We start from the raw sequence: 25,058 nt of genomic DNA, 5'->3' as shown, positions 1-25,058 counted from the left end.
ACCATAATAAGCTGATGCACAATAACTATATGCTAAGTATAGGGGAAATAAGGTGAATTCCTGTAATGCCAGTGGTAAAAGAGAGGTTATAAAAATCACCGGTTGCTATAGACACCATATTAGAAATAGTCACTGTTTCCTAAATTCACTAGGACTGACACCCCTGTGCCTTTTAAAGAACTTATTCAAATGGCTCTCGTCGGTAAAACCGAATTCAGACACAATCTCTTTCATTGTATACTCCCCACTCCGTAACCTTCTTTCAATCAACGTTTGCCTGCACTGGTTGATGTAATCCTTCAGGGTTATATCCATTTTTCTTTTGAAATAAGCACCTATATATGTTTGGGGCATACAAAAGCTATTCGCCAGCTGTGCAGTCTGAAGCAGGTGCGGTTGCGTGATATGTTCATGAATATAAGATATAAGTTGCTCCAGTCTGCTTTGCTGCCCTGCTTTCGAAGCGATTGCCTTTGCTTCCATTGCCGCAGGGAGGCTTCTTTTGATGATTGCCAGCAGTGATTGTACCTGAAGGTAGATCAGCGACTCGTTTTCCATGATATTTTCCCGAACGGAGTACAGTATACTGAAAATATGCGTTGTAAGCGCCTTATCCAGCTCCGTAAGCAGCACCTTCGAGTTTCGAACCACACGGCTGTTTAACAAGTTTATCTCCCGGCTCCAGTTATAGGACGCGTTCAGGCCTCTTTGCACTTTGAAGTCGGTAAACCTTACCGAGATAAACTTTGTTGGCACATCTATCATAAAGTAGTGGCTGTCTGAGGGGGTAAGTACGAAAACGTCACCCTTGCCATACTCCAACTTAGAATCATTCAAGTGATGGAAGCCCGATCCTTCCTTGATATAGATAAGCTCATAGTAGTTATGGCCGTGCTCGTAGGGTGGCCACTTCTCTGCCAAACGGTCTATAATAACCAGCGGCGTAAACTGCTTGTGTCGCTTCATGCTCTGCAAGTACCTGAATTTAGTAAATTTTTACAAGTATGTTTTTCTTATAAAGGTAGAGCTTTGCCTTCAGGAGACAGGGTACAGCTGCAACAGTTTGGCTGGTAACTTACCTAGCGATAACAGGTTCGTATGGGACTATGCATAAGCAGAGTTCTATGCATATCATCTGAATGCTCTGTATTATCAATACTACTAAAAATGTTTAAAGAAGAAGAGAGAAAAGAGGTGATGGCATATGTAGAGCCCATCATCCGGGAAAAAATAGACACCTTTCTAACGCCCATCGATACCATTTGGCAACCATCGGACTTGCTTCCGGATACCAGCCACGATACTTTCCATAGTGACCTGAAAGAGCTGCAGCAGGGGGCTGAAGGGCTGCCATACGATTTGCTTGTGGTGCTGATAGGAGATACAATCACCGAAGAGGCGCTTCCCACCTACTCTTCATGGCTAAGCTTGGTGCGCGGTGTTGGTAGCTATCGCGAAGGCGGCTGGATGAAGTGGGTCAGGCACTGGAGCGCTGAGGAAAACAGGCATGGAGATCTGTTAAACAAGTACCTGTACCTGTGCGGTAGGATAAACACGCGCATGGTGGAGGTTTCAACTCAGTACCTGATTGCAGACGGCTTTGACCTGCAGACTGACCATGACCCTTACCGCAATTTTATTTACACCTCCTTCCAGGAGCTGGCTACCAATGTCTCACACCGCCGCGTAGGCTCGCTCGCAAAAAAGCACGGCGAAATGAGATTGTCGAGAATGTGCGGGATGATAGCATCAGACGAGATGCGCCATGCAAAAGCATACAAATACTTCTTCTCAAAAATAATAGAAATAGACCCGAACGGTGCCTTGGTGGCTTTGGAAGACATGATGCGGAAGAAAATTGTAATGCCTGCCCACTTCTTGAGGGAACTTGGGGGCAAAACCGGTAAGGCTTTCGTGCATTTTTCAGATGCTGCACAGCGTCTTGGCGTGTATACGGCTGCAGATTATGTAGCTATTTTTAAGGATTTGCTGAAAGAGTGGCGGCTGGAAAGCCTGAAACATCTTAGCGACGAGGCGGAAAGGTCCAGAGACTACCTATTTAACCTGGCTGACCGCCTGACAAAAGTAGCTGACAGGATAAAGGCCCCCTCGCTGGAGTACCAGTTCTCCTGGATCAACGGCTAGTAGCCTTGGTCAAATGATGTTGTGAAGAATCACAAGTAAATCTAAAAATATATGGAACCGATATTAAAAGAAAATCCCAACCGCTTTGTCCTGTTTCCCATCCAGCACGAAGAAGTATGGCAGATGTACAAGAAGGCAGAGGCTAGCTTTTGGGTATCAGAGGAAATAGACCTAGGGCAGGACATGAAAGATTGGGAGAACCTGAACGACGGTGAGCGCCACTTCATCAGCCATGTGCTGGCTTTCTTTGCAGCCTCCGACGGCATCGTGAACGAGAACCTGGCCGTGAACTTTATGAATGAGGTGCAGATACCGGAGGCCCGTTGCTTCTATGGTTTCCAGATCATGATGGAGAATATCCATGCAGAGACATACTCCCTGCTGATTGACACATATATCAAGGATCAGCAGGAAAAAGACCGTATGTTCCGTGCCTTGGAAACAGTGCCGGCTGTTAAAAAGAAAGGAGAGTGGGCGCTGCGCTGGATCGAGAGCGAGAACTTTACAGAGCGCCTTATTGCTTTTGCGGCTGTGGAGGGCATCTTCTTCTCCGGCTCGTTCTGCTCTATCTTCTGGCTGAAGAAGCGCGGCCTGATGCCGGGCTTAACCTTCTCCAATGAGCTTATCTCCCGCGACGAGGGTGTTCACTGCGACTTTGCCTGTCTGCTATACAGCATGCTGGAGAACAAGTTGCCAGAGGAGCGCGTGCACGAGATTATTCGTGATGCGGTAAGTATAGAGCAGGAGTTTGTGACAGACTCGCTTCCGGTGGACCTGATCGGCATGAACGCAAAACTGATGAGCCAGTACATCGAGTTTGTGGCCGATCGCCTGTTGGTAGAACTAGGTTATAGCAAAGTTTACAACTCAACTAACCCATTCGACTTTATGGAGATGATCTCGCTGCAGGGTAAAACGAACTTCTTTGAGAAGCGTGTGGGTGATTACCAAAAGGCGGGGGTGATGGCAGACAGGGGCAAAAATGTATTTTCGCTAAACGAAGAATTCTAAGCTGCCTAGAATTCGCTTACATTTATTTTATCAATGTAAAGTTCTGGGATAAATTTATAGCTTTATCCCAGAACTTTACCTTCCGGTAACTGTTGCGGCATCGCACTCGCGCAGAATGGTGGCACAAAATTGCAGCATGCATTAAATTTTAAAAATTTGCTATATCGTTTTATCCTGCACTCTCACTTCGGCCAACTGGTTAATAAACTGAACTGACTTGCCAAAACCTGTTTAAGGCTTTCTTTGTGGGGATATGACTGACATTCTGGAAATGCTATATAGTAATTGCCTTATAATTTGCGATATGTTAAGCAGGAGGCGGTAAGCTCTATTTGATCTGTTTTTATGAATAAGCTTTGAAATAGGCATGATGGATTGTTACTCATCCTTTTGTACCTGTGCCAACTCTATGGCCTTGTGCAGCCTGCTGGCAAATACCTCTTTGGGGGGCAGCTGTGTGAGGTACTCTGATACTCTTATATGCCCTTTGTCCAGCTCCAATAGCTCGATTTGTTCCTGGCTCTTTTCGGCACACAGAATCAGGCCGATAGGGCTTTCCTCTCCCTCTTTGCGTTCGTACTTGTCCAGCCATTTCAGGTACAGCTCCATCTGCCCTTTGTAGGCTGCCTTAAATCTGCCCAGCTTCAGGTCAATGGCCACCAGGCGCCTGAGCCCACGGTGGTAAAACAGCAGGTCAATCTTGAAGTCCTCATTGTCTATGATGATTCTTTTCTGACGCGCCAGAAAGGCAAAGTCGCTTCCTAATTCAATAATGAATTGCTGCAGTTGCGTCAGGATTGCAGACTTCAGGTCCCGCTCGCTGTACGCATCGCTTAAGTCCAGGAAGTCCAGCACATAGGGATCCCGGAAGACTAAATCTGGCGTCACGGCTCCAGCTGACTTCTACGTGCTGAGTGAGTTCTTGCCTGAGCAAGTCCTCTGGCTTTCTGGATAGGGCAGAACGCTCAAACAGCATACTATCCATTCGTTTCTGCAAGACACGCGTGCTCCACCGCTCCTGAATGGTAAGCTCAGTGTAAAACACCCTTTTGAGTTCATCTTCCATCGCTGCCAGTATGCGCAGGTGCGTCCAACTCAATTGTGTACTCAGTGCGTTCACAATCTGGTCTTCCGGAAAAGTGTCCGCAACGCGTACACAATGCCACAGGTGGCGCTTTGACCAACCTCTGCCGTAGGACTTGGTCAGGTGAGAGGCCAGGGAAGAAACTATTTGCTCTCCATAACCCCCTCGTTGTTCCTGTAGGAGCTCCTGATTGATAACCCTTCCGACACGCCAATATAAGAGGGTGACTTCACGGTTAACCGTCAGGGCAACCTGCTTTTTACTCTCCTCGATGAGTGCAACAACGTGATGTAGCAGCTCTCTTTCTTCTTGGTTTTGTGGTAGGTGTTTTTTATCCTGTGTCATGGGATTGGTGATCTACGAAAACGCAATTTACCCATTTCCCTGACTGTTTTGCAGGACAGCGAAAGGTGGCCCTACTAAACATAAAAGGTGTTATGTGTAAGCTTCCCCGGATTTTGCGCCATCGTAAAGTTGGTTTTTCAAGTTACATTTCCTCCAATAATTCCACCGGTGTTCTGAAGTTCAGCGCCTGGTGGGGACGGTGGTGGTTGTAATCCTCCATCCATTCCTCGGTCTTCTGCCGCACCTCGTCAAGAGTCCTGAACACGTAAGCGTTCAGCAGTTCTCTCCTGATACTGCCGTTACAGCGCTCAACGTAGGCGTTCTGCATGGGCTTGCCAGGCTGGATGAACACCAGCCTCACCTTGTTCTCCCTGCACCAGTCCTCCAGTTTCTGGGAGATAAACTCCGGCCCGTTGTCCACCCGGATCATCTCCGGCAGCCCCCTGAACTCTTTGAGGTACTCGGAGCACCCGGACCAGGCGCAGGGCCGGGATCGACAGGTCCGCCTCCATGGTGAGGATCTCCCGGTTGTAGTCGTCCACGATGTTGAGCAGCCTGAACTTTCTCCCGTCCCAGAGGCTGTCACTCATAAAATCCACCGACCAGACCTGATTGATCCTATCAGGCTGGAACAGCGCCTGCTTCACGCGGGCCGGCAGCCGCTTTTTGTGCCTCCTGCGAATGTTGAGCCTGAGCTGGCTGTAGACCCTGTACACCCGCTTGTGGTTCCACTCGTGGCCCTTTCTCCTGATTCGGTGGAAGCACTGCCAGAAGCCAATGGCCGGGTGCTTCTCCACCAATAACTGTAGCTGCTCTTCTATTTGGCTGTCGTCTTTCTCTACCGGTTTGTACTCAAAGGTGCTTCTGGCTACACCCGCCGCCTTGCAGGCCTGACGTACGCTCACCCCGTGCTCCTCCACCATAAACCCCACAAGCGCCTTCTTCTCGCCCGAGCCCTACAGCTCATATCTTTGAATCCAGTAGGGAAAATACAAGTAAGAACAAAAGGAACCACAGGCAGGATGGCAAGAATGCCCTAAAGCAAGTACACCTTGGGTGATACAGAAAAAAAGGAAGTTCCACCCTGCCTGCTTCTTCCCTTGAGGCGGAACAGTACTTACGGACATCTGGTCACAGGAGATGATCTGGCATAAGACCATGAGAAAAGCAGTGGGGAGGGCAACGGGTTTCAAGTCTTTGTTACACCTTTTAATTTCTAGGCCATGATGATCCTCAAGCAATCAGTGAGCGCCGACATCGCCAAGGACAAGTTCGACGCCTGCTTCTCGGTGCTCACAGCAGAGCACCGGGTGGTGGTGAAAGCCACACGCCAATTTGCCAACACCCCCACAGGCTTTGCTGAGTTCAGCCGCTGGGCGGGCAAATGGGAAAACCCGCAAGCGCAGCTCGTCTTTATCATGGAGGCCACCGGGGTGTACTACGAGAACCTGGCCTGGCGGCTGCACCAGCAGGGTCGCCAGGTAGTAGTGATGCTGCCCAACCGGGCCAGGAAGTTTGCCCAGAGCCTGGGCCACAAGTCCAAGAACGACCGGATCGACGCCAAGGCCCTGGCCCACATGGGCGCGGAACGGCACCTGGCGCCCTGGCAGCCGATGAGCCCCCAGCTCTACCTGTTGCGCAAGCTTACCAGGGAGCATGAGCAGGTGCAGCTGATGCGAACAGAGGCTATCAATCGCCTCCACGCCGAGTCCCACGCCATGCTGCCCGGCAAGGGCACGCAGCGAAGGCTTAACAAAACCCTGCAGCTCTACGAGGCGCAGCTGCAGCAGATCGCCCGGGAGATCAAGGCCACCCTGCAGGCCGATGCGCAGCTGGAGGAGCGGATACAGAAAATCACTACTATTCCGGGAGTAGGCCTGCTGACAGCGGCCACGTTGGTGGCCGAGACCAACGGCTTTGCCCTGTTCACCAGCCACAAGCAGCTGGTCAGCTACGCCGGCTATGACGTGGTGGAGAACCAGTCGGGCAACAGGGTGGGCCGAGAGAAGATCTCTAAGCAGGGCAATAGCCATATCAGGCGCATACTGCATATGCCGGCACTCAATGCCGTGAGCCGCAAGGTGCCCGTCTGCCGGGCCCTGTATGAGCGCCTGACAGGCAAGGGAAAGAGGAAGATGGTGGCTTACGTGGCCGTGCAAAAGAAGCTGCTCGTGCTCATCTACACCCTCTGGAAAAGGAACCAGGCCTTTGACCCGCAGTATGGGCAAAAGCAGGAGGAAACTGAAAACAACAACCTCATCCAGGAGGCCGGAGCCTCTCTTTCAGGTGTCAGCGAAGCTGACAAAGACGCAATAACAGAAGAAACGGAGCCAGGGACAGGGGAAAAAGAAATAGCCCCGGCTCAGGCCAGGGCTACACAAGATGAACTTCCCCTACCAGTCGGCCCGGGAGCTCTCTTTCAGGTAGACTAAAGATAAGGAACAGATAAGAAAAATGCAACTAAAATTCTTGACTTTCAAGACAGTACCTTTTTTTCCACAGCGTCCTTTAGGGCGTGGTGCACCAGCGAAAGCTCTGCGAACATCTTCTTGAGGCGGGCATTCTCCTCCTCCAGTTCCTTCATCCGCTTTAGCTCCTTTACTTCCAGGCCTGAGTAGCGCTGGCGCCACTTGTAGAAGGCGGCGGTGGTGATCCCTAGCTCCCGGCAGAGCTCCTGTGCGTTGCGGCCGTTCTCGTGCTCCTTGATGGCCTTGATGATCTGTGATTCTGTGAAGCGTGTCTTTTTCATTCCATTATAAAGTTATAGGTTTTTGTAACTTTACAATGGCTGAATTTCAGGGAAGCCTACAGGCTGCTTTCTGCAGATTGTCGGCACTTCTACCTGTAATCCAAACGTTTGCTCCTGCATAGATAAATGCTTCTGCAGTTGCTAACCCAATTCCGGTGCTTCCACCGGTAATGACTACATTTTTGTTTGTAAAATTCATTTTAAAATTATTTAATGTTTGAGCTGCAAAGTTAGCTGGTTAAGTTATTTTTAATAACTTTGTATTTAAAAATAACAGTAACATTAAGGTAACCATGTAACATTATGGTGTGTCAGGCAAAAGATTTTCAACAGGAACACAAGAAAGAAATGAGGGCAGTCCAGGATTCTATGGATGTGCTGAGTGGGAAATGGAAAATTCCTATTATCTCATCACTATGTTATTACAACAAAAGAAGATTCTCCGACATTTTGAATGATATAGAGGGAATTTCTAACAGAATGTTAAGCAAGGAATTAAAGGATTTGGAAATAAACAAATTAATAAAACGAACCATTTTAGATACGCAACCTATAACAGTTCAGTATGAGCTTACACAACACGGCATTACGCTAAAAACCATAATCAACAACCTTACGGAATGGGGAATAGAACACCGCAAAAAAATTATTGAGCAATAAACTCTTGTTACCTGTCTGTCTAAAAGATTGTCGGTTCGCGATAATTTTCCAAAGTCAGCGAAGGACTGTCGCAGGAATGGTTGTTGAGTAGCGTAGCACTGCTGAAATGCGGTTGTGTCAGCCGGAGAGCGAACCGTTGGACAACAGTACCCCAATAACCCGGCTTTTCGGTTGTTTAGCCTTGCTGGTAACGGCAGTTTGTCTAAAAACCTCTGCTGGTTTTGTAGATAAAGATAGCAGTTCGAGAATGTTTACTGCACTAGAGGCGACGCTTTTTTATGTTTCGGCAAAAGCTTACTATATGGATTATAAACAGTGAGATCAGGAACCACAGTGCCTTTAATAGGGCCGAGAACCTAATTGCTATTTCTTAAACTTCTGAGTATTTTTAAGCCATAGTATTTGCAGTTAGTTTGCAGCATATCAGGCGGTGAGTGATTCGGTGAGTTACTCAAATTTAAAGTTTTAAAGTGATGATAATCAGTTGGTAGTGCGGATAAAGAAAATCCCTGCATCTCCACAATTACTCTTTTAAAGGGGCTTCACGATATCGTGAGGCCCCTTTTTGTTTTTACGTAGCGTGGTAGCAGTCACCCCCTGAATCTGCCTGTGAGGTATACTGGCATCTGTTGGGTTATCTTCATTAATCCTAACATGTGCCTGAAGTCGTTTAAATTATAGTTATATTGGACGTCCACGCAACAGCAAGGGTGGCTAGTAAACCTACTTGCTGTCTAACTAGAACATTCTTCCTTCCGGTAATGAAAAAGAAGATACTTATAAGTGATATAGCCAAACAGTTAAATGTATCTATCACAACTGTATCGTTTATCTTAAATGGTAAAGCCAAAGAAAAGCGCATCAGCGATGAGTTGACAGCACGGGTGTTAAAGTTTGTAGAAGAGGTAGGCTTCAAGCCCAACCAGCTGGCTCAGAGCTTACGTACCGGGAAGACGAAAACCATAGGCCTTATGGTGGAGGATATTTCAAACCCTTTCTTTGCAAGCATTGCCCGTCTTATAGAAGAAAGAGCCTATAAAGAAGGGTATAAAATTATTTACTGTAGTACCGAAGACGATACCGCCAAAACACAGGAGCTAATCAGCATGTTCAGAGACATGCATGTTGACGGCTATATCATTACGCCACCAGAGGGTGTTAAAGAGGACTTAAAAAAGTTGATTTCCGATGGGTTTCCTGTTGTGCTAGTGGATAGGCAAATTAGGGGAGTTGATACGCATAGCGTAGTTGTGGACAATTATTCAGGCACTTACAGCGCTACTAGTCACCTGATTCGGCAAGGGTACAAAAATATAGCCTTTATCACCATAGATTCAAAGCAGAGCCAAATGGTTCAGCGGCTAGAGGGGTATACGAAGGCTATAGAAGAAAACCAGCTGAACACCAACATTCTGGAAGTGCTGTATCACCAGAGTGCCAGCCAAATGATACAGCACATAGCGTCTTTCCTTGGCGAACGAAAGGAAATAGATGCTGTACTTTTTGCAACTAACTATATCGCTGTTAGAGGACTGGAGGCAATCAACCAACTCGACCTGATAAGTTTAGCTCCCAACTTTGGAGTCGTATCTTATGACGATCATGATGTCTTTACGTTAGTAAGACCGACCATTACAGCTGTTGCACAGCCAACGGAGGCAATAGCAAACCATGTAATTGACATCATGCTGAACCTTCTAAATATTAGAACTAAAAGTACACAAGCTGAGACTCTGGTGCTTCCAACCCGCCTTATAACAAGAAGTTCTACCCCTTTAAAAAAAGTGGTGCAGTAAACTGCCACTGAGGAAAAAAGAATTCCTTCTAAAGTATATTAAGAAAAGGAAGGATAAATAACCCTGTTGTGAAACTGGGGACACTTTTTGTTCAGGCTTGCTTGGTTTTTTAAATGAGGTGATTAAGTACTTACATGTGTTTTTTTGAGTCTAAACTTTTATTTCTAAATTTAACTCCTAAATTTGAATATAATTTATAGGATCTGCGTAATAGGTGTATTCCTATCTTACGATTTATATGATCAATCACTTACATAAGTAGCTCTTAATCAGACAGAGCTTTTATCATATTTTAAAACATTTTAGGAGTAGCCTTCAGAGGAATTAGCAAACCCTTGAAAAGAACACCGCATCGGGGGCATATTTTTTTGACTTTCTGCTAAATCCTTTTAGCAGGAGTAGGTGGGTTGAGAAATGTTTAGGGAGTTTTTAACTAAGGGTAAAGTAGAAAAAATAAGCTGAGGACGCGAGACGAAGCGAATGTTGTTGTGTGGTTAAGCTAGATAGGGCGTTCGTGCTGCAATAAAGCTTTGCAGCCAAAAGAAGCGAAGCTTAATGACGGTATCGATTACCAATTATGTCGCTGCATATGCAATTTTAATAGAAAATATATAGCCAGTAACGCTGGCAAAACAGCAAAATATAAAATATGTCTTGTAAAACTGTTCTAGGGGTAGACATAGGAGGAACGCATATTACGGCGGCCCTAGTAGACATGGAAACAAAAACGATACTTCCAGATACAAGAGCCAGAGCACACGTTAACGCGCAGGGTACAGTACAGGAGGTGCTAAGTGCCTGGAGCGCTGTTATAAGACAGACTTTAGGATCGCAGAACGCCACTGATGTAAGGCTAGGAATAGCTATACCTGGGCCTTTCGATTATGAAAAGGGTATTTGCCAGTTTCAGAACCAGAACAAGTATGACTGCCTCTATGGGCTGAATGTAAAGGAGCTACTAACAGAACACCTTAACACAAAAGCTGAAAACATTAAACTGGTAAACGATGCCGGCTGCTTTTTAAGGGGTGAGGTTTTTGGAGGTGCTGCCAAAAACGCCTCTTCTGCCATTGGTCTGACCCTTGGTACCGGCTTAGGATCCGCCACATTACTTAATGGCGTTGCAGCGGATGCAGACTTGTGGCATGCTCCTTTCAAAGATGGCATAGCCGAAGAATATTTGTCTACCCGGGCTTTCTTACGTGCTTACGAGCGACTAACAGGTGAAAAAGCAAAGAATGTAAAGCATTTGGCCAACCTATACCCTCACAATACTGCTGCCCAAGAGGTTTTTCAAGAGTTTGCAGAAAACCTCGCCTTATTCCTGGCGCCTTACCTTCAGGAAATTAAGCCCGAAGTAGTGATTATAGGTGGTAACATCGCGAATGCCTGGAACCTGTTCATTGATACTACAACTCAAAAGTTAGCCTCTATGGGGCTTACTGTACCTATACATAAAGCAGTGCTGGCCGAGGAAGCAGCACTGATTGGAGCAGCTAGTTACTGGTATGATGATGCTCTGCAAGATGTGGAGCACAAAGCCTGAAGGTTCAGCAAACTAGAAGTTCACGAAGATTAAAGTCCTCTACAAGCCTTAAAGTTTTCAAGTCAAACAATGAAAATAAGTATAAAGAAAACAGTTATCGCCCTGCTGAGTAGCTTTATATGTACAACTGTCCTGGCGCAGACAGTTTTGGTAGATAAGGTTACAGACCCGGTAGAGTGGGTAAATCCGCTGATGGGAACTGATTCTAAGTATAGTCTCTCCAATGGCAATACTTATCCGGCTATTGCCATGCCTTGGGGTATGAACTTCTGGATGCCGCAGACAGGTAAGATGGGCGACGGCTGGGGGTACATGTATAGCGCTGATAAAATCAGAGGCTTTAAGCAAACGCATCAGCCTTCTCCATGGATGAACGACTACGGTCAGTTTGCCATCATGCCTGTAACAGGAAGGCTACGTTTCGACCAGGATAGCCGTGCCAGCTGGTTCTCGCATAAAGCAGAAGTAGTAAAGCCATACTACTACAGTGTTTACCTGGCTGACCATGATGTAACCACTGAGATTGCACCTACAGAGCGTGCCGCTAATTTCAGGTTTACTTTCCCGCAAACAGACAGTGCCTTTGTCGTGATTGATGCCTTTGATAAGGGATCTTATGTTAAGGTTATACCAAGCGAAAACAAGATTGTAGGTTATACCACTAAGAACAGCGGCGGAGTGCCTGATAATTTTAAGAACTACTTCGTTATTGTTTTTGATAAGCCTTTTGCCAACACCCACACTTGGAGCGACAGCCTGCTGAGCACAAAGCAAGAACTGCAAGCTAACCACGTAGGAGCTGTTGTTGGTTTCAAAACGAAAAAAGGGGAGCAGGTGAATGCACGTGTGGCCTCTTCCTTTATTAGCCTGGAACAGGCTGAGCTAAATCTGAAGGAGATCGGAAACGATGACTTTGAAACGGTTAAAGCAAAGGGCAAGCAAGCCTGGAATGAGCAGCTTAACCGTGTAGCCGTAGAAGGCGGTACTCCGGAACAGATGCGAACCTTTTACTCCTGCCTTTACCGTACCTTACTCTTCCCTAGAAAATTTTATGAGGTAGATGCAGCTGGTAAAGTAGTGCACTACAGCCCTTACAATGGAAAAGTACTACCTGGCTTCATGTACACAGATACAGGTTTCTGGGATACTTTTCGTGCACTTTTTCCTTTCCTGAACCTGATGTACCCATCCATAAATGCCGAGATACAGGAAGGCTTGTCAAATACTTACAAGGAAGGAGGCTGGTTACCCGAGTGGGCTAGTCCTGGCTACCGTAACGTGATGGTGGGCAACAACTCTGCTTCGGTAGTGGCAGACGCTTACCTGAAAGGAATACGTGGGCAGGACATGAAAGCACTGTACGAGGCATTGCTAAAAGGTGCCAATAACGAAGGACCATTAACAGCTGTAGGCCGTGCCGGAGCTGCTTACTATAACAAGCTAGGATATGTGCCTTACGATGTGAAGATCAACGAAAACGCAGCACGAACACTAGAGTATGCCTATGATGACTTTGCTATCTATCAGCTGGCAAAAGCATTGAAGAGACCTAAAAAAGAAATAAACCTGTACGCCAAGCGCGCACTTAACTACCGCAAACTGTACGACCCGTCCACCGGGTTGATGCGTGGCAAAAACCAGGATGGTACATTCCAGTCGCCATTCAACCCTTTTAAGTGGGGTGATGCCTTTACAGAGGGCAACAGCTGGCATTACAGCTGGTCAGTTTTCCATGATGTGCAGGGCCTGATTGACCTGATGGGCGGCAAAGCTAACTTCACAGCCAAGCTAGATTCTGTATTTACATTGCCTCCAACATATGACGAAAGCTACTACGGTATTGTAATCCACGAAATTCGGGAAATGCAGATAGCCAACATGGGACAGTATGCGCATGGTAATCAGCCAATACAGCACATGATCTACCTGTACAACTACGCCGGCGAACCATGGAAGGCGCAGCACTGGGTACGCGAAACGATGAACCGTATGTATACTTCGGCTCCGGATGGATACTGTGGCGACGAAGACAATGGCCAGACCTCGGCTTGGTATGTATTCTCTGCACTGGGTTTCTACCCGGTAACACCTGCCACAGACCAGTATGTGTTGGGAGCACCGCTGTTTAAAAAAGCTACCCTGAAGTTTGAGAATGGTAAACAGCTTGTGATAAACGCTCCGGAAAACAATGGAGATAACAGGTACATCCAAAGCATGCGCTTTAACGGAAAAACCTACGACAAGAACTGGTTAAGTCACACAGAACTCATGAAAGGAGCTAATGTTGACTTCGAAATGGCATCCACTCCAAATAAGGACCGCGGTACAAAGGCAGAGGCCTTCCCATACTCGCTGTCGAATGAGAAATAGAGATAGTTTACATATTGTAGAATTAGGGTTATCCCAATTAAAAACAGGTATATGATTAAATGTAAAACCACACCGATGCGTGGTGTATTGCTGGCGGGTATCGCGCTGATGTACAGCACTGGCATATCCCTGGCGCAGTCTGCAGCACCTCAGACCGCAGCAATACCCCTCGACAACTTATCCTCTTTCCAGAATCCGGGAAAGAGCTGGCAGGTTGCCGGTGATGTAACAGCCAGACTAGACAAAGACAACGTGTTAAACGTGGAGGAAGGAACTGGTATACTGGTAAATGCACCCAGCAAAAAGAAGAAGGGAATCGACCTGATTACCAACTTTGAGCATGGGGATATTGACCTGGAGCTGTACTACATGATGGCCAAGGGTTCAAACTCTGGCATATACTTGCAGGGGCGTTATGAGATACAGCTAGAGGATAGCTGGGGCGTTAAGAAACCTACCTCAGCTAATAACGGAGCCGTGTATGAGCGTTGGGACGAGAGCCGCCCGAACGGGCAAAAGGGCTACCAGGGCTATGCTCCCCGCCAAAATGTAAGCCGTGCTCCTGGCCTATGGCAGCACCTGAAAATCTCTTTCCAGGCACCTCGTTTTGACGCCAGCGGCAAGAAAATAGAGAACGCCAAAATCCTGCGTGCGGAGCTAAATGGTGTAACGATACACGAGAACGTAGAGCTTTTCGGACCGACGCGTGGCGCTATGGGAAGCAATGAAGTGGCTGCAGGCCCACTGCGCCTGCAGGGAGACCACGGTGCCGTAGCATTCCGCGACATCAAGATAACTAATTATGGTAAGCCACGCCCAGAGCTGGTTAACCTGAAATACCAGGTATACAAAGGAAAGTTTGAAGCCGAGCCGCAGTACGACAACATTCCGCCAGAGGCTGAAGGAACATCAGTAGCGCTTACTTCAGATATTAGCCCTCTCCGAAACGATTTCCTGGTTCGCTATACGGGCACGCTTCGGGTAAAAGAGCCAGGTGAGTATACCTTTAACCTGAATGCCAGCGGTGGCAATGGTTTGATGCGAATCAACAATAAGGTAGTGGTGCCTATAGAAGGGAGAGACAGAAAAGGTACTGTTAACCTTCCTGCAGGTGACATGCCATTCGAATTGGTTTACTCGAAGATTGTGGAATGGGGAAGGCCAGCAATTGGTATCGCCGTAGTAGGTCCTGGTATTCGTGAGTACCTGATTGGAGATCCTGCTAGTGGAGGTAATAATGATTCACAAGGACCTATCCTGGTAGATGCACCTGTAAATACTATTCTCCGCAGCTTTATGGACCTGCCTTTCCCTAACAAAGATGGGAAAAGGAATACCCGAGTAGTACACGCCGTAAATGTGGGAAGCCCTGAGCAGGTACACTATACTTATGACATGGACAACGGTAACATGGTACAGGTGTGGCGAGGAGGTTTTCTGGATGCCACACCAATGTGGTACAGCAGGGGCGACGGATCATCACGCCCGGTTGGAGCTGTGCAGCACCTGGGGCAGCCAGCCTTCACTTTAGCTAAACTTGCCTCTCCGCAGGCAGCTTGGGTGGCAGATACGGCAGGTACCGGTTTCCGCCCGGTAGGATATGATTTAGATAAGGCAGATCAGCCAACCTTCAGCTACCGTGTTTACGGCTCAACCGTACAGGATGCCATCAGAGTTGCGGATGAGGGCAAAGGAATTCGTCGTGAACTGACGGTGCAAAACCCTGGAGATAACCTATATGCCCGTTTGGCAGAAGGTAAGAGCATTGAAGCTGTATCGAAAGACATGTATGTGGTGGATGGAAAGTCATATTACATTAGATTAGACGATGCCGGTGGGCAGAAGCCTGTTGTGCGGGACTCCAACGGTCAGAAAGAGCTGATTGTGCCGATGCGTGGTAAGCTAAGCTATTCTATCATTTTCTAACATCAGATTATTCTTCTCATGAAACATACAAATAGAAAATCATATAAGCATGCTGCGCTAAATTTCCTGCTGGCCGCTGCAACTTTTACGGGGATAAGTACTTCGGTTCTGGCACAGGAGTCGCCCCGGGAAGAAGATTACTTCAGGATAATGGGAGTAAGCTCACCGGAGGGTGCCTTGTTAGAGGTGGGAGGCTTGACAGTACTTCCTTCAGGCGACTTGGGTATCTCAACTCGCCGTGGGGATGTATACATTGTAGAGAACCCCACAAGCCAGCGGCCTTACTTCCGCAAGTTTGCTTCCGGGCTCCACGAGATTCTTGGCCTGGCCTATAAGGACGGAGCGCTTTACGCAGCGCAACGTGGAGAACTAACTAAGCTAGTTGATACCGACCAGGATGGTAAGGCTGACAAGTTCCAGACTGTGTTTGCATGGCCTCTTTCAGGACACTACCATGAATATAGCTTTGGTCCTAAGCTAACAGCAGAAGGCGATTTCTTTGTAACAGGTAACGTAGCCTTCGGTGATGAGGAATGGTGGCGTGGTGAAAGCCGTGTACCTTGGCGCGGCTGGACAATCAAGATCAGCGAAGACGGCAAGCTGGAGCCATGGGCTACAGGTATGCGTTCACCAGCTGGACTAGGCATTATAGACGGAGAACTGTTTTATACAGACAATCAAGGTGATTGGATAGGTTCAGGTGGTCTGTGGCATGTGCCGAAAGGTGCATTTACAGGCCATCCTGCCGGCCTTCGCTGGGCAGATATGCCAAACTCACCTGTAAAGCTCAAGGCGGAGCAACTCTATGCGCACGTTGACCAGCGCCGGGTTAAGGATGAGAACGGGCGCTACATCAAACCAGAAAACGTGGTAGATGAGGAGTTCAAAACTGTATTTGAAGTAAAAGACGAATTGCCAGGCTTACGTACACCTGCAGTTTGGCTTCCACACGGCATCCTGGGTGTTTCGAACTCTGAGCCAATCAAAATACCGGAAGATAATTTTGGTCCCTTTGGCGGCCAGATACTGGTTGGAGACCAGGGTATGAGCCTTATCTCGAGGGTGTTTCTGGAGAAAGTAAATGGTGAGTACCAAGGAGCCTCTTTCCTTTTCAAAACAGGATTTCAGTCGGGCGTGCTTCGCTTAGCCTGGGCTAAAGACGGATCCCTGTTTGTAGGGGAGACAAACCGCGGCTGGGGTTCGGCAGGTGATGCAAACCAAGGCCTGCAGCGCCTGGTTTGGAACAATAAGGTACCTTTCGAGATGAGAGCGGTACGTGCCATGCCTGATGGCTTTGAGATAGAATTCACCAAGCCTGTAGATAAGAAGTCAGCGGAAGATGTTTCTTCTTACTCCGTGTCAAGCTTCATCTATAAATACCATCCAGTATATGGTAGCCCTCCTGTAAACACAGAGGAGAATGTGATAAAAGGAGTAAAAGTGTCAGAAGATGGCATGAAAGCTCGCCTTGTGGTAGATAATCTGCGCCGCTATTATATCCACAATATCACCCTAACCGGTGTAAGAGAGCGTGAGAACTACCATTCGCTGGTTCATCCAACTGCTTACTATACTTTAAATAGTATACCAGATGGGCAGAAGCTGGCACTTAGCGAACTAAGCACTAAAGGGTCTGCTGCAACCAGAGCAAAAGCTACTGCGGGTAAAACGACCAAGAAAGCGGCACCTTCTAAAACAACCGCTGCTGCTAAAAAAGCACCTGCTAAAGCTACAGCCAAGGCTGCTGCCCCAACCTTTGATGAGGTTAAAGGACTGCTTGCAAAACATACCTGTCTGGCCTGCCACAATACTGAAAAGCGGCAGGTAGGACCGGCTTATGTAGATATCGCCAAGCGCGGCTATACTCCGGAAAGAATTGTGGAGCTAATCCATAAACCAGAGCCAAAGAACTGGCCTGATTATGCGACGGAAATGCCACCTATGCCACAGGTTTCTAAAGAAGATGCCCTGAAAATTGCCAGATGGATCAACTCGCTGGCGCCTAATGGCAGTGCCTCTTCTAAATAATTGCCTGTAATGCGATTTAGCTAACATCAATAGCGTATGCAGCTCTCCAATGGAAGAGCTGCATACGCTATACTTTTTGTGGAAGGATCGATTTATATGACCTGCCATTTGTTTCTTCAACCTTTACAACCGTTTGTCTTTAACCTTCTTCTAAGTCATGATATCTATGAGAAAAACATACACATTGCTACTAGTTGCTGCGGTAGCGTTTTGTACCTATGCATGTGCTACTGCAACAGGTGGCAAAGCTGCTAAAGTTGATAATTCTCTAACAAGAAATGAGAAGTCAGAGGGCTGGGTACTGCTGTTTGATGGGGAAAGTATGGAGCACTGGCGTGGGTTCAAAAAGGACGATGTGCCGGCTGCGTGGCAAATAGAAGATGGAGCGATCGCACTTGTTGGTAAGGGCGGCGGAGACATTGTGACGAAAAATGAGTACCAGAACTTCGAGCTGATGCTGGACTGGAAGATATCAGAAGGTGGCAACAGTGGTATCTTCTTCAATGTATCGGAAGATCCTAAGTTTAACTACACTTTTCAGACAGGGCCGGAGATGCAGATTATCGACGATGAAAGGCACCCGGATGCCAAGCAAGGCAAAAATGGGAATCGCAAAGCCGGATCAAATTATGACCTGCACCCACTATCAGAGCCTGCTGTAAAACCTGCAGGAGAGTATAACACGGTGCGTTTGGTGGTGAAGGATGGGAACGTGGAGCAGTACCTGAATGGTAAAAAGGTAGTAGCCTACACGCTTTGGTCGCCTGAGTGGGAGCGCATGGTGCAGGAGAGCAAATTCATCAGCATGCCAGACTACGGGCGCTATAAGAGCGGGCACATTGCCCTGCAGGATCATGGCGACAAGGTGTGGTTCAAGAACATAAAGATACGGCCACTATAACTTTAGAAAATATGAGATTACTGTTTGTCCTTTGCCTATTGTTTAGCACTTATCTGCAGGTTTATGCGCAGAATAAGAAAGAACGAAGTGCAGCGGCTTCTGTAAAAGAAGCTAGCCGCAAGACTTCAGGTAATCCGATCTTCCCGGGGTGGTACGCCGACCCGGAGGGAATTATTTTTGGAGATAAATATTGGGTGTATCCTACTTACTCTGCGCCATATGAGGAGCAGGTTTTTATGGATGCATTCTCTTCACCGGACCTGGTGAACTGGATCAAGCATAGCAGAATTGTAGATACTGCTAGTGTAAAGTGGGCGCATAAAGCCATGTGGGCCCCATCTATAATTGAGAAGGACAAGAAGTACTACTTGTTCTTCGGAGCCAACGACATACAGAGTAATAACGAGTTGGGTGGTATAGGAGTGGCTGTGGCCGATAATCCTGCCGGACCTTTCAAAGACCACATTGGGAAGCCACTTATTGGGCAGTTTCATAATGGTGCGCAACCCATTGATCAATTTGTTTTCAAAGATAAAGACGGCCAATATTATCTAATTTATGGAGGGTGGAAGCACTGTAACATTGCAAAGCTAAACAGCGGTTTTACAGGTTTCATACCTTTTGAGGATGGGACTACTTTTAAGGAAATCACTCCAGAAGGATATGTCGAAGGGCCATTCATGTTCCGTAAAGACGGCAAGTATTATTTCATGTGGTCTGAAGGCGGGTGGGGAGGCCCGCATTATCGTGTAGCTTATGCTATCAGTGACTCACCTCTTGGGCCGTTCAAACGAGTAGACACCATACTGAAGCAAGACCCTGAGGTCGCAACAGGGGCCGGGCATCACTCTGTTATTCATAACACTGAAAAAGATCAGTGGTTTATCGTGTACCACAGAAGACCATTGGAAGAAACGGATGCGAACCATAGAGTCACCTGCATTGATAAAATGGAGTTTGACTCAGAAGGTCGGATCAAGCCTGTTAAGATAACAAAGGAGGGAGTTCCTAAACTTAGAGTTAAATAAGCTTTTCCTATTGGTCATTCCTAAACTATAGTTGTAAAAGGAGAGCTACAATCAATATTGTAGCAGTCAATATGGCTGATACCAGCTTCATGCTAGGTTTTGTTTCCTGTTTACGTCTATAACACAGCCTGCTAACACTTTTCCTGATAAATCTTCCTAGACTATTAAACCTAAGTTCTGGCTTTTCGTATATAGAAGATTTAATACATGATTGACTACTTACTTTTTTTATAAAAAAGTCCTCCTTATATTTGAATTCAAAATTAAATTTGGTAATTTAAACCAAACAAAGCTTAGAAACATCATAAAATGATAGGCTAAAACCTTTCAGCAAGGTGTTTGATAGGTATATTTAATTTTTTTATCTGATTAATCACTTCTGTGTTCCCTTGGAATTTAGTATCAGGGATGAGCATTTGAGTAACTATAAGCCGACACCACAGCAATTTTGAATTTAGCATTGAGGTGAAAGCGAATATATGACTTCATAGTGTTGCTAAAACGATTTAGTAAACGTAAGTTTTTGTCTTTTAAAGAAAATTGATTCCTATGAAACACCACTTTACAGGTTTGTTTAATGGTAGCTATGTAAGAGGAAAGGGGCAAAGGCTCTGCGCTGGCATCCTCTCCGTTACAATGTGTGCAGGTATCTCCGTCACACAAGGCTATGCAGCTGAGAAGACTCAGTTGAATGTATTCCCTTCGGCCCTCGTCTCAGAAAAAGGGGCAGGCGCAGACTTTGTTTCAAAGTTCGACATTGCGGTAAGAGGTACTGTAAGAGACGAGAACGGTACGCCTTTACCAGGTGTAACCGTTATTGTAAAAGGAACAAGTATCGGTGCCTCCACTAACGCAGACGGTAACTTTAACTTGAATGTACCTGATGAGCATCGAAATGGTACCCTGGTATTTTCTTACATAGGTTTTACCACGAAAGAAGTTGCTATTAATGGGCAGAGCGAAATTAACGTAACCATGGCTGCCGATACCAAAGCACTTGATGAGGTTGTAGTGGTAGGATATGGTACACAAAGAAAATCAGATGTAACTGGCTCTGTGGGGGTGGTTAGTTCTGAGGAACTCTTAAAAGCCCCGGTTAATAACGCGCTTCAAGGCTTACAGGGTAGAGTAGCGGGTGTAAACGTAAAACTGAACTCTGGTTCCCCTACCAGCAGCCCACGCGTAGTTATCAGAGGTGTCGGAACCTTGAATGCTTCTTCCAGCCCGCTATATGTTGTTGATGGTGTGGTGATGGAAGACATACAGTTCCTGAACCCTAATGACATCGAAAGCATGGAAGTGCTAAAGGATGCTTCCTCCACTGCTATCTATGGAGCACGCGGCGCTAACGGGGTTATCCTGGTTACAACACGCAGAGGAGCTCTGACAGATGGTGTAGTGGTAGGCTACGATGGCTTTGTAAGCGTTGGGCAGATTCGAAAGAAAATGGACCTGCTGAATGCTGAAGAGTGGTTACAGGTGGTGGAAACAGGTATGGCAAACACGCCGAAGTATAGACCGGACGCTAATCCTGTGTTCACTAAAAACGATCCACGACTTTTTGATGCTAGCGGTAACCCGTTATACGACACTGATTGGCAGGACGAAGCAACCCGCACCGCTGTATCGCATAACCACCAGCTTTCTTTCCAAACAAGAGCTGATAAATCCTCTTTCGGTACTTTCCTGAATTATTCTAAAATGGAAGGTATCATGCTGAACAGCTGGTTAGAAAGAGTAAACGGCAAAATTGCCTATGATGCAAATCCTAAAAAGTGGTTCTCTTTTGGTGTAAACCTGTTGGTTAACCATACAAAGGAAAACGAAGCTGAAGAAGGTGGCGGACATCAAATGCCGCGACGAACTATGATTGAGATGCCTCCGATCTTCCCGGTAAAATTCCCGGATGGTACCTGGAGCAATAGCAGCTTGATAAGTGATGCCTACAACCTAGAAGGTATGGCTAACCCAGTGCATGTACTGGAAACGCAGGAGCGCCTGAGAGACAGAACACAGCTCTTTGGTAATACTTACCTGACGTTCCACCTGCTGCCTGGACTTGACCTTAGAACGCAATTCGGTTTTGACAGACATGACCGTAACTTCAGGGAATATTACCCAACTGACCTGCTGAACATTTCTTCTCCGCTGGGCAGAGCATACTTGGCAGACCAGAAGGTTAACTATTGGCAGGAAGAAACTTTCTTGTCTTACAATAAAGAGATAGGGGATCATAGAATAAACTCTGTGCTAGGTTTAAGCTGGCAGGAACGTACTTATCAATCTACTTCTGTAGAAGCCAGAGGATTTGCTGACGACTTCTTTAAGTATAACCAAATTCAATCTGCCAGCCAGCCAGGAGCACCTCAGTCTGACTACGATAAATGGTCTATGAACTCTTACTTCGTACGCGGAGGCTATACTTACAAAGACAAATACCTGCTTACTTTAACAGGTAGGGTTGATGGTTCATCCCGTTTTGGAGAGAATAATAAGTACGGCTTCTTCCCATCTGTTGGCTTAGGTTGGGTAATTTCTAATGAACCTTTCCTGCAGAATGTTGGCGCTCTTAATGAGTTCAAACTAAGAACAAGCTATGGTGTGACAGGTAACACAGAAATTCCTACCTATCAGTCTTTAGCTACAGTGTCTTCTGGTACAGTACTGATTGGCGGAAACAGGCAAACAGCGAGTTTCCAGAACAGAATGCCAAACCCTAACCTGAAATGGGAAAGAACAAAGCAGTTCGACATAGGTTTCAACACGCGTCTGTTCAACCACAGAGTAGGAGTAGAGTTTGACTACTACTACAAGCTGACAACTGACCTGTTGCTAGACAGACCTATTCCGCATACAACAGGCTTTGCGTCTGTGAGAGACAATATCGGTTCGGTGTCTAACAGAGGTATAGAGGCACTCATTACTACAACCAATATTGAGAACAATAACTTCAGCTGGACCTCTACCCTTAACTTCAACTACAACAAGAACAGAATTGAGAAGCTAGGAGAGAATGACGAGGACATCGAGCCAGGACCATGGTGGGTATCCGGTAGCCAGACAATTCTGCGTGTAGGTGAGTCAGTTGCCTCCTTCTGGGGTTATGAGCGCCTTGGTGTTTGGGGAACTGATGAAGCCGAAGAAGCAGCAAGAGTTGGTGCAGTACCAGGCGAAGCAAAGCGTGCAACTGAGAAGTCCATCCTGGGTAAAGGCCTTCCTGACTGGTCAGGTAGCTTTATTAACAACTTCCGCTATAAGAGCTTTGACTTGGCAGTTGACCTGCAGTTTGTGTCCGGGGTTGACATCTTACAGCAGTTCTACCACTCTACTGAAGACAGGTCTGGTATCGCGAACGGTCTGCGCACTATCCTGACAGAAGGTTGGACGCCTGAAAACCAAAACACTATGGTTCAGGAAATCAGAAACCAGGCTTATGCTGGACAGAACAGTGAGATCGACAGCCGTTGGGTAGCAGATGGTTCTTATATCAGAGGTAACCTGATTTCACTTGGGTACAACTTTGACAACACATTCCTGCCATCGCTGAATCTAAAGGCGCTGCGTGTGTATGCTAGTGTTCAGAATGCCTTTGTTATTCATTCAGATGATTTCCAGGGATATGATCCGGAAGCTACCTCTTGGGGTGGAGACCAGTGGGGGCAGAATATCTTCTTCTTCCAGTATCCTAGACCAAGAACTTACACATTAGGATTGAATGTAAAATTCTAAATGATTTAAAGAGATAGAGAAATGAAAAGGTTTAGAATATTCATATTGTTAGCAGGACTCACTTGCTTTTCCTGCGAAGACTTCCTGGAGGAGGTACCTAGGGACGAATTGAGTGCCAACCAGAATTTTACATTGCCAGCTCACGCCTATAACGCTGTAAACTCTTTGTATAGAAACGGGGTGCCTCAGCTATTCGATGGAGGTGTATACGGTGGTGCGGAAGCCATCATAGGCAACTACATGTCAGGCTTCTTCGACAACGAGTATAAAGGGCAGGAGGTGCACGTACAGCACGCTCAGCAGTTAACTCTAAACGGCAACAACCTGAATGGTTATCTGGGAGGTATTTGGGATGACCTTTACAGAGGCATCTCCAGAGCAAACAATGCTATCAAGAACATCCCGACAACGCCGGGCTTAACTGATGCAGAAAAGAACCGTCTTTCTGCCGAGGCCAGGTTCTTCAGAGGTTATGCTTACTTCTATTTGGTACGCATGTTCGGCGAAGTGCCTGTTGTAACAGAACCTTACGAGTCGCTTGACAACCTCTATGTCGAAAAAAACTCAGTTAAAGAGGTTTACAACTTGATCGAAGAGGATCTGAAGTTTGCAGTTAACGAAGGAGGTCTTGCTGAGGTCTCTATGGCAAACAATGGAAACCGTGTAACAAGAGGTGCTGCAGCCACTTTACTGGCTGATGTATACCTGACCATGAGCGGATATCCTCTGCAGGAAGACAGATATGCTGATGCTGCAGCTATGGCGGAACTAGTTATAAACAGTGGTGCCTATAGCCTTACAACGCACGGCAGAGATGCTAGCGGAAACGTGGTGCCACAAAACAGTGCCTACAATAAGCTTCGCCAGGGAGATGCATCAGCTAATGAGTATGTTTTCTTCCATGAGTACGCAGTAGGTATAGCTGATAACTCTTATCCGCAGTGGTCATACCCTGTTTCAATGGCGCAGCATGTAGCCTACGCTTTGACAAATGGTGCTTACCAGCCTGTTAATCAGTTTTTGTGGGGCTACGATCCTGAGAATGACCTGAGAGTTCAGGAGAAGCAGTATTACCATACTACCCTGACCTTAGAGAACGGAGAAGTAGAAACGTTTGAGCCTTCTCCATACTTTTGGCACGATGACGAGGCGATGTTTGAAACTGCCAGCTCTGGAAAAGATGTGGTTATGTATAGCTATTCAGATGTTCTGTTGATTGCGGCTGAGGCAAAAGCAAGATCTCAGGGTGTTACTGCCGATGCGGTAAACTACTTGGCACAGGTTAAAAGCAGAGCCTATTGGAAGCAGGACCCAGAGCAGATCAGAAATGAACTAGCCGCTATGTCTCCAGATGAGTTTGTAGAGGAAGTATGGGAGGAGCGATACAGAGAACTGGTGTTTGAGTTCAGACTGTGGTTTGATATGATCAGAACCAGAAAGTATCCTGAGACATCAGCTAACAACCGAGGAGAAATAGACTTTGTAGACCTGGTTGGCCACGCTAATAACTGGGGCAAAGTGTTTGAGGAGAAGCACCTGCTGTTCCCAATCCCTGAGGCTGAAAGACAGAGAAACCCAAGCTTAGGAGCACAGAACCCAGGCTATTAATTCTTCCAAATCAGTCAAATTATGACTGAGACAAATGTAATCCAGAATTGAACAGGCTTTAAAAGCCACCTTTTAACTCTATTAACCTTAGGGGGTGTTCGGAGATACAGAACATCCTCTAAGGTTATAAAA

Annotated in this window: 19 protein-coding genes and 1 pseudogene; 13 read left to right on the top strand and 7 right to left on the bottom strand. The window is 46.6% G+C overall.

Annotated elements, in window-relative coordinates; translation table 11 throughout:
- Positions 1-129: 129 nt before the first annotated feature.
- A complete protein-coding gene (locus tag PKOR_RS03175) occupies positions 130-966 on the bottom strand; it encodes an AraC family transcriptional regulator (protein ID WP_046309092.1) in 837 nt (278 codons plus the stop codon).
- Positions 967-1,167: 201 nt separating this feature from the next.
- Between PKOR_RS03175 and PKOR_RS03170 the strand changes: the two genes are divergently transcribed.
- Positions 1,168-2,145 (top strand): acyl-ACP desaturase, encoded by a 978-nt coding sequence (locus PKOR_RS03170; protein WP_046309091.1) that lies wholly within the window; start codon positions 1,168-1,170, stop codon positions 2,143-2,145.
- Positions 2,146-2,196: 51 nt separating this feature from the next.
- Positions 2,197-3,156, top strand: coding sequence for a ribonucleoside-diphosphate reductase small subunit (locus PKOR_RS03165; protein ID WP_071843108.1), 960 nt, complete (start codon positions 2,197-2,199; stop codon positions 3,154-3,156).
- A gap of 378 nt (positions 3,157-3,534) precedes the next feature.
- Here PKOR_RS03165 and PKOR_RS25470 read toward each other — a convergent pair whose 3' ends face one another.
- The 4 genes and pseudogenes from PKOR_RS25470 to PKOR_RS24955 all read right to left on the bottom strand — a co-directional run bounded on the left by PKOR_RS25470 (position 3,535) and on the right by PKOR_RS24955 (position 5,517).
- Positions 3,535-4,044 carry a PDDEXK nuclease domain-containing protein gene (locus PKOR_RS25470; protein ID WP_235337199.1) on the bottom strand — a complete coding sequence of 170 codons (510 nt, stop codon included), beginning with the start codon at positions 4,042-4,044 and terminating at the stop codon, positions 3,535-3,537.
- A gap of 133 nt (positions 4,045-4,177) precedes the next feature.
- Positions 4,178-4,585, bottom strand: a pseudogene (locus PKOR_RS25465) (DUF1016 N-terminal domain-containing protein); the annotation flags it as partial.
- Between the two features lie 142 nt (positions 4,586-4,727).
- Positions 4,728-5,006, bottom strand: coding sequence for an integrase core domain-containing protein (locus PKOR_RS24960; protein WP_420806330.1), 279 nt, complete (start codon positions 5,004-5,006; stop codon positions 4,728-4,730).
- Positions 4,894-5,517, bottom strand: coding sequence for an IS3 family transposase (locus tag PKOR_RS24955; RefSeq protein ID WP_158453733.1), 624 nt, complete (start codon positions 5,515-5,517; stop codon positions 4,894-4,896). Before PKOR_RS24955 ends, PKOR_RS24960 begins: the two co-directional genes overlap by 113 nt.
- A 291-nt stretch (positions 5,518-5,808) precedes the next feature.
- Here PKOR_RS24955 and PKOR_RS03150 point away from each other — a divergent pair, with 291 nt between their 5' ends.
- Positions 5,809-7,017, top strand: coding sequence for an IS110 family RNA-guided transposase (locus tag PKOR_RS03150; protein ID WP_052738663.1), 1,209 nt, complete (start codon positions 5,809-5,811; stop codon positions 7,015-7,017).
- Positions 7,018-7,061: 44 nt separating this feature from the next.
- Here PKOR_RS03150 and PKOR_RS03145 read toward each other — a convergent pair whose 3' ends face one another.
- Positions 7,062-7,334, bottom strand: a complete 273-nt coding sequence (locus tag PKOR_RS03145; RefSeq protein WP_046309089.1) for a transposase — start codon at positions 7,332-7,334, stop codon at positions 7,062-7,064.
- 46 nt (positions 7,335-7,380) lie between these two features.
- Entirely contained in the window at positions 7,381-7,533 is a 153-nt protein-coding gene (locus tag PKOR_RS23980) for an SDR family NAD(P)-dependent oxidoreductase (protein ID WP_200897418.1), read from the bottom strand.
- Between the two features lie 104 nt (positions 7,534-7,637).
- On the opposite strand from PKOR_RS23980, the gene PKOR_RS03140 reads away from it, so the two are divergent.
- From PKOR_RS03140 to PKOR_RS03095, 10 genes are all read left to right on the top strand, one after another.
- Positions 7,638-7,994 carry a winged helix-turn-helix transcriptional regulator gene (locus tag PKOR_RS03140; RefSeq protein ID WP_046309088.1) on the top strand — a complete coding sequence of 119 codons (357 nt, stop codon included), beginning with the start codon at positions 7,638-7,640 and terminating at the stop codon, positions 7,992-7,994.
- Positions 7,995-8,755: 761 nt separating this feature from the next.
- Positions 8,756-9,790: a LacI family DNA-binding transcriptional regulator gene (locus PKOR_RS03135; RefSeq protein WP_046309086.1), complete on the top strand. Its 1,035-nt coding sequence runs from the start codon at positions 8,756-8,758 to the stop codon at positions 9,788-9,790.
- Between the two features lie 649 nt (positions 9,791-10,439).
- A complete protein-coding gene (locus PKOR_RS03130; RefSeq protein WP_046309085.1) occupies positions 10,440-11,336 on the top strand; it encodes an ROK family protein in 897 nt (298 codons plus the stop codon).
- Between the two features lie 69 nt (positions 11,337-11,405).
- On the top strand, positions 11,406-13,706 hold the full coding sequence (locus PKOR_RS03125) for a GH92 family glycosyl hydrolase (protein ID WP_046309084.1): 2,301 nt from the start codon (positions 11,406-11,408) through the stop codon (positions 13,704-13,706).
- Positions 13,707-13,757: 51 nt separating this feature from the next.
- Positions 13,758-15,632, top strand: coding sequence for a 3-keto-alpha-glucoside-1,2-lyase-like domain-containing protein (locus PKOR_RS03120; RefSeq protein WP_052738701.1), 1,875 nt, complete (start codon positions 13,758-13,760; stop codon positions 15,630-15,632).
- An 18-nt stretch (positions 15,633-15,650) separates the two neighbouring features.
- Positions 15,651-17,660: a membrane protein gene (locus PKOR_RS03115; protein WP_046309081.1), complete on the top strand. Its 2,010-nt coding sequence runs from the start codon at positions 15,651-15,653 to the stop codon at positions 17,658-17,660.
- A 166-nt stretch (positions 17,661-17,826) separates the two neighbouring features.
- Complete coding sequence (locus PKOR_RS03110; RefSeq protein ID WP_046309080.1) at positions 17,827-18,561, top strand: 3-keto-disaccharide hydrolase; 735 nt, start codon at positions 17,827-17,829, stop codon at positions 18,559-18,561.
- An 11-nt stretch (positions 18,562-18,572) separates the two neighbouring features.
- A complete protein-coding gene (locus PKOR_RS03105) occupies positions 18,573-19,589 on the top strand; it encodes a glycoside hydrolase family 43 protein (RefSeq protein WP_046309079.1) in 1,017 nt (338 codons plus the stop codon).
- 549 nt (positions 19,590-20,138) lie between these two features.
- Positions 20,139-23,318: a SusC/RagA family TonB-linked outer membrane protein gene (locus tag PKOR_RS03100; RefSeq protein ID WP_200897417.1), complete on the top strand. Its 3,180-nt coding sequence runs from the start codon at positions 20,139-20,141 to the stop codon at positions 23,316-23,318.
- Between the two features lie 21 nt (positions 23,319-23,339).
- A complete protein-coding gene (locus PKOR_RS03095) occupies positions 23,340-24,926 on the top strand; it encodes a RagB/SusD family nutrient uptake outer membrane protein (RefSeq protein ID WP_046309077.1) in 1,587 nt (528 codons plus the stop codon).
- The last annotated feature ends 132 nt before the right edge of the window (positions 24,927-25,058 follow it).

The sequence above is a fragment of the Pontibacter korlensis genome (assembly GCF_000973725.1).
GTDB classification, from domain to species: domain Bacteria; phylum Bacteroidota; class Bacteroidia; order Cytophagales; family Hymenobacteraceae; genus Pontibacter; species Pontibacter korlensis.
This window is presented reverse-complemented; position numbering and strand designations above follow the sequence as displayed.

Excerpts from the sequence above, each read along its gene's own strand:
- PKOR_RS03175 (WP_046309092.1), bottom strand. The coding sequence starts at position 966 with ATGAAGCGACACAAGCAGTTTACGCCGCTGGTTATTATAGACCGTTTG.
- PKOR_RS03170 (WP_046309091.1), top strand. The coding sequence starts at position 1,168 with ATGTTTAAAGAAGAAGAGAGAAAAGAGGTGATGGCATATGTAGAGCCC.
- PKOR_RS03165 (WP_071843108.1), top strand. The coding sequence starts at position 2,197 with ATGGAACCGATATTAAAAGAAAATCCCAACCGCTTTGTCCTGTTTCCC.
- PKOR_RS03150 (WP_052738663.1), top strand. The coding sequence starts at position 5,809 with ATGATGATCCTCAAGCAATCAGTGAGCGCCGACATCGCCAAGGACAAG.
- PKOR_RS03145 (WP_046309089.1), bottom strand. The coding sequence starts at position 7,334 with ATGAAAAAGACACGCTTCACAGAATCACAGATCATCAAGGCCATCAAG.
- PKOR_RS23980 (WP_200897418.1), bottom strand. The coding sequence starts at position 7,533 with ATGAATTTTACAAACAAAAATGTAGTCATTACCGGTGGAAGCACCGGA.
- PKOR_RS03140 (WP_046309088.1), top strand. The coding sequence starts at position 7,638 with ATGGTGTGTCAGGCAAAAGATTTTCAACAGGAACACAAGAAAGAAATG.
- PKOR_RS03135 (WP_046309086.1), top strand. The coding sequence starts at position 8,756 with ATGAAAAAGAAGATACTTATAAGTGATATAGCCAAACAGTTAAATGTA.
- PKOR_RS03130 (WP_046309085.1), top strand. The coding sequence starts at position 10,440 with ATGTCTTGTAAAACTGTTCTAGGGGTAGACATAGGAGGAACGCATATT.
- PKOR_RS03125 (WP_046309084.1), top strand. The coding sequence starts at position 11,406 with ATGAAAATAAGTATAAAGAAAACAGTTATCGCCCTGCTGAGTAGCTTT.
- PKOR_RS03120 (WP_052738701.1), top strand. The coding sequence starts at position 13,758 with ATGATTAAATGTAAAACCACACCGATGCGTGGTGTATTGCTGGCGGGT.
- PKOR_RS03115 (WP_046309081.1), top strand. The coding sequence starts at position 15,651 with ATGAAACATACAAATAGAAAATCATATAAGCATGCTGCGCTAAATTTC.
- PKOR_RS03110 (WP_046309080.1), top strand. The coding sequence starts at position 17,827 with ATGAGAAAAACATACACATTGCTACTAGTTGCTGCGGTAGCGTTTTGT.
- PKOR_RS03105 (WP_046309079.1), top strand. The coding sequence starts at position 18,573 with ATGAGATTACTGTTTGTCCTTTGCCTATTGTTTAGCACTTATCTGCAG.
- PKOR_RS03100 (WP_200897417.1), top strand. The coding sequence starts at position 20,139 with ATGAAACACCACTTTACAGGTTTGTTTAATGGTAGCTATGTAAGAGGA.
- PKOR_RS03095 (WP_046309077.1), top strand. The coding sequence starts at position 23,340 with ATGAAAAGGTTTAGAATATTCATATTGTTAGCAGGACTCACTTGCTTT.